General features: G+C 66.2%; 3 protein-coding genes. 2 read left to right on the forward strand and 1 reads right to left on the reverse strand.

From position 1 onward, the window contains the following. Positions 1–407 (forward strand): hypothetical protein (locus AC1DJT_RS35325; RefSeq protein ID WP_476835922.1); only part of this gene is annotated, 407 nt, incomplete at its 5' end. A 109-nt stretch (positions 408–516) separates the two neighbouring features. Here the strand turns inward: AC1DJT_RS35325 and AC1DJT_RS35330 are convergent. Continuing rightward, positions 517–2,037, reverse strand: coding sequence for a phospholipase D family protein (locus tag AC1DJT_RS35330; protein ID WP_441506870.1), 1,521 nt, complete (start codon positions 2,035–2,037; stop codon positions 517–519). Between AC1DJT_RS35330 and AC1DJT_RS35335 the strand changes: the two genes are divergently transcribed. Beyond that, positions 2,006–3,435: DUF2252 domain-containing protein (locus tag AC1DJT_RS35335; protein WP_476835923.1), on the forward strand; the 1,430-nt coding region annotated here is incomplete at its 3' end. The genes AC1DJT_RS35330 and AC1DJT_RS35335 overlap by 32 nt on opposite strands.

The raw sequence follows: 3,435 nt of genomic DNA on the forward strand, positions 1-3,435 counted from the left end.
GGTCGACCCTGTTCAGCGAACAGATCTGGAATGTCGTGCTGGTCGGCGGGGTCATCAGCTCGATGCTCGCCGCCGCCGGCGGCTTCCTCAACCAGGGCGGCGCCGATCCGATGGGCGGGATCCTGTCCCGCCTGAAGGACATCACGGAACGCGCCGGCGCCTCGACCGATCCAGCCGACGCGCAAGGGCTGTCGCAGGAACTCGGCGTCCTGGCGATCGACATGGCAGCCCTCGGCTACAAGCGCCGATGCAGCTACGAGGAGTTCGCGCCGCTGCAACTCGCCTATGAGAGCGCGCGGGACGCTGTCGCGGCACTGCGCGCCGGACCGCCGCCCACGGCTCGCGGCGACATGGCATCGGAAGCCGTGGCGCGGCCCCAGTCACTGCAACGGGAGCGCAGCCCGTGAGCCCTGCCCCTGTCGCACGGCGCTGATGGCCGCCCCGGCAAGGACGCTCGCGATGAATGCCCCGCCCACGAGCACCCGGACATTGCCCGCGCGAGCCGGATTGTGGGCGTCAGAGTTGCGAGTCGATCGGCAGGAGCTTCAACAGGTCGGCGACGAGGCGCCGGCGCAAACGGGTCTCGGGCTCGCCCCGATAGTGGACGCTTTGCCCCTCCCGCGCCGTCTCCCAGACGATCCCGCCATTCGGCTCGAGCAGAACACGGTAGCTGTTGGCGGGCCCGACGCCGGTCGCCATGTAGGCGACCAGCCTCTCCGCCAGCTCCGGGCTCTCGATATAGAGCCCGGCCTCGGTGTTGATCACGGCGGAGCGCGGATCGAGGTTGAAGCTGCCGATGAACACGGCCTGCCGGTCGAAGGCCATGGCCTTGGTATGCAAGGCTGCAGGTGACCGGCCGGAACGGAGCGACCAGCCCGGCCGGTAGGCGTCGGTATCCGGGCGCAGCTCGTAGAGCTCCATGCCGTTCTCCAACAGCCGCCGGCGGGTCTTGGCGTAGCCGGAATGCGCCGGCAGCATGTCGTTCGAAGCCAGCGAATTGGTCAGCACGCGCACCCGGACATGGCGCTCGTGCAGCGCCTTGACGGTTGCCTGCGCCCTGGCGGGAAGCACGAAATACGGCGTCTCGACGAGCAATTCCTGCTTCAGCTCGGCGACACGCCCGCGGATGAACGCAACCACATGGTCGCTCTCGATGCCCGGCGCGATGGTTTCCGGATCGTCGGCGATGACCCGGCCCTGTGCCCAGACGAGATTGTCGCGAAGCTCCGCGCTCTGGAGTGCCAGTTCGTCGAGGTCCTGGTCGATCGGATAAGGGTATTCGGCGGCGGCGATCTCCGCGCGCAGGCGAATGAGGATGGCATCGAGATCGGCGGCGCCATAGCTGCGCTCGACGATCGTCGCGATCGGCACGGTCGAGGGATTGTTCCAGAACCGGTCGAAAACATCGGACAGATTGCGCACGACAGGCCCGACCGCCAGCACGTCCAGATCGCGATAGTTGGCGATCGTGTTCACGCCATAATAGATGTCGCCGATATTGCGGCCGCCCACGATCGCCGCAGCATTGTCGGCAACCATCAGCTTGTTGTGCATGCGGCGGTTCAGCCGGCCGAAATCGACGATATAGTCGAGCGCAGACCAGCGCCGGTTTGTCACCGGATTGAACAGGCGGATCTCGACATTGGGATGCGCGTCGAGGGCGGCTTTGACGGCATCGCTGGCCTTGTAGAAGGCGTCGTCGACGAGAAGACGAACCCTGACCCCGCGATCGGCCGCCTTCATCACGCTGTCGACGATGATGCGGCCGGTGATATCGCCGTCCCAGGAATAGTACTGCATATCGAGGCTGCGCTCGGCCAGGTCGGCCAGCGCGAGACGGGCGATGAAGGCCTCACGCCCGTGGATCAGGAGGCTGAAGCCGGAGAGGCCGGGATGTTGATCGGCAGCCGCGCCGAAGGATTGTCCCAGCCTGGTCGAAGCGGGGTCGCCGAACGCCGTCGATATGCTGCGCTGGTCGTCGGACCAAGGGCGGGCAGCGCGGCCGGTGAAAACCCTACCCAGCCAATTCACGACCATGCGCGGGATTGCGCTCGCGCCGGGCGCCCGAGGCCGGACCGACCCTGCAGAACGGCTGGTTCCTTGCGTATCGGCGCGTATCGGGCTGGGCTTTTCGCGGCGCATGGTGCTCTCCACCATCCCTGGCTGGCAAGCAAGCGCGGCAGCGGGCAATCCGTCAAGCACAAGCCGCGGGCCAATTGGCCTGTGCCTCGAAAAATCACGGCCAATGCGGTGGGGGATACTGCAAGGACATTGGGCCATGCCCGGCCAGGCGCGGCGGTTGTGGCGTGGCGCTGCCCACACCGGAGAGACGACGCGCGGAACGAGCCGACAATTCGGTGCGATCAGGGCCTCAAAGGCAGTTCTCGAATTCGCGAAAAGGCGTACCTTACGCAAAGATTGCACCGGCTGTTTTCTGTGTGGGGGCGTCATGTCTGCAAGATCGAACAGGCTCGCGTCGCCAAAGAGGTCTGAGCTGGAGGTCCTGCACGGCGCCAGCGCCGACGAGATCCTCACCAATCGGCCGCTACCGGATGAATTCACGCGGGTGATGTCGTTGGCGGAGCGGATGGAGGCCGGAAAGGCGCTTCGCGATCGCGTCCCCCGCCCGCAGCATCGGACATGGGCGCCGAACGGAAGCCGCCCCGACCCGCTCGCCCTTCTTCAGGCGGCGGATGCCGATCGCATTCCCGAGCTCGTCCCCATCCGCTATGGGCGCATGCTGCAGTCGCCCTTTGCTTTCTACCGGGGATCAGCAGGCATCATGGCAGCCGATCTCAGCACCACGCCGAACACCGGCATCCAGGTGCAGGCCTGCGGCGACTGCCACCTGATGAATTTTGGCGGCTTTGCCACGCCCGAACGCAACATCCTCTTCGACATCAACGATTTCGACGAGACCTTGCCCGCCCCCTGGGAGTGGGACATCAAGCGGCTCGCGACCTCGTTCGTCCTCGCGGCCCGGTCGATCGGATTGCCGGCCAGGACCGCGCGGGACACCGCCATCGCCTGCGTGCGCAGCTACCGCAGGCACCTTGCGACTTACGCGGACATGCATCCGCTCGACGTCTGGTACGCGCGCGTCACGGGAGACGATCTCGTCTCCGTGGCGCCCGCGCGCGAACGCGGCCGAATTCAGAAGCGGATCGCGAAGGCGGCCCAGCAGGACGGCTCGGAAACCGATTTTCCCAAGATAACGGACATGGTTGGCGGTCGCGTCCGCATTCGCGACATGCCGCCCCTGATCTACCATCCCGAGGGATCGCGGCGTCCGGATTTCGAGGAGCAGTTGAAGCGGATCTTCCGCGATTACCGGGAGACCTTGTCCGAGGACCGTCGCGTCCTGCTGGACCGCTATCATCTGGTCGACGCAGCCATCAAGGTCGTCGGCGTCGGCAGTGTCGGGCGCCGCTGCTG

It is taken from the genome of Allobosea sp. 05T422_2 (assembly GCF_056396265.1).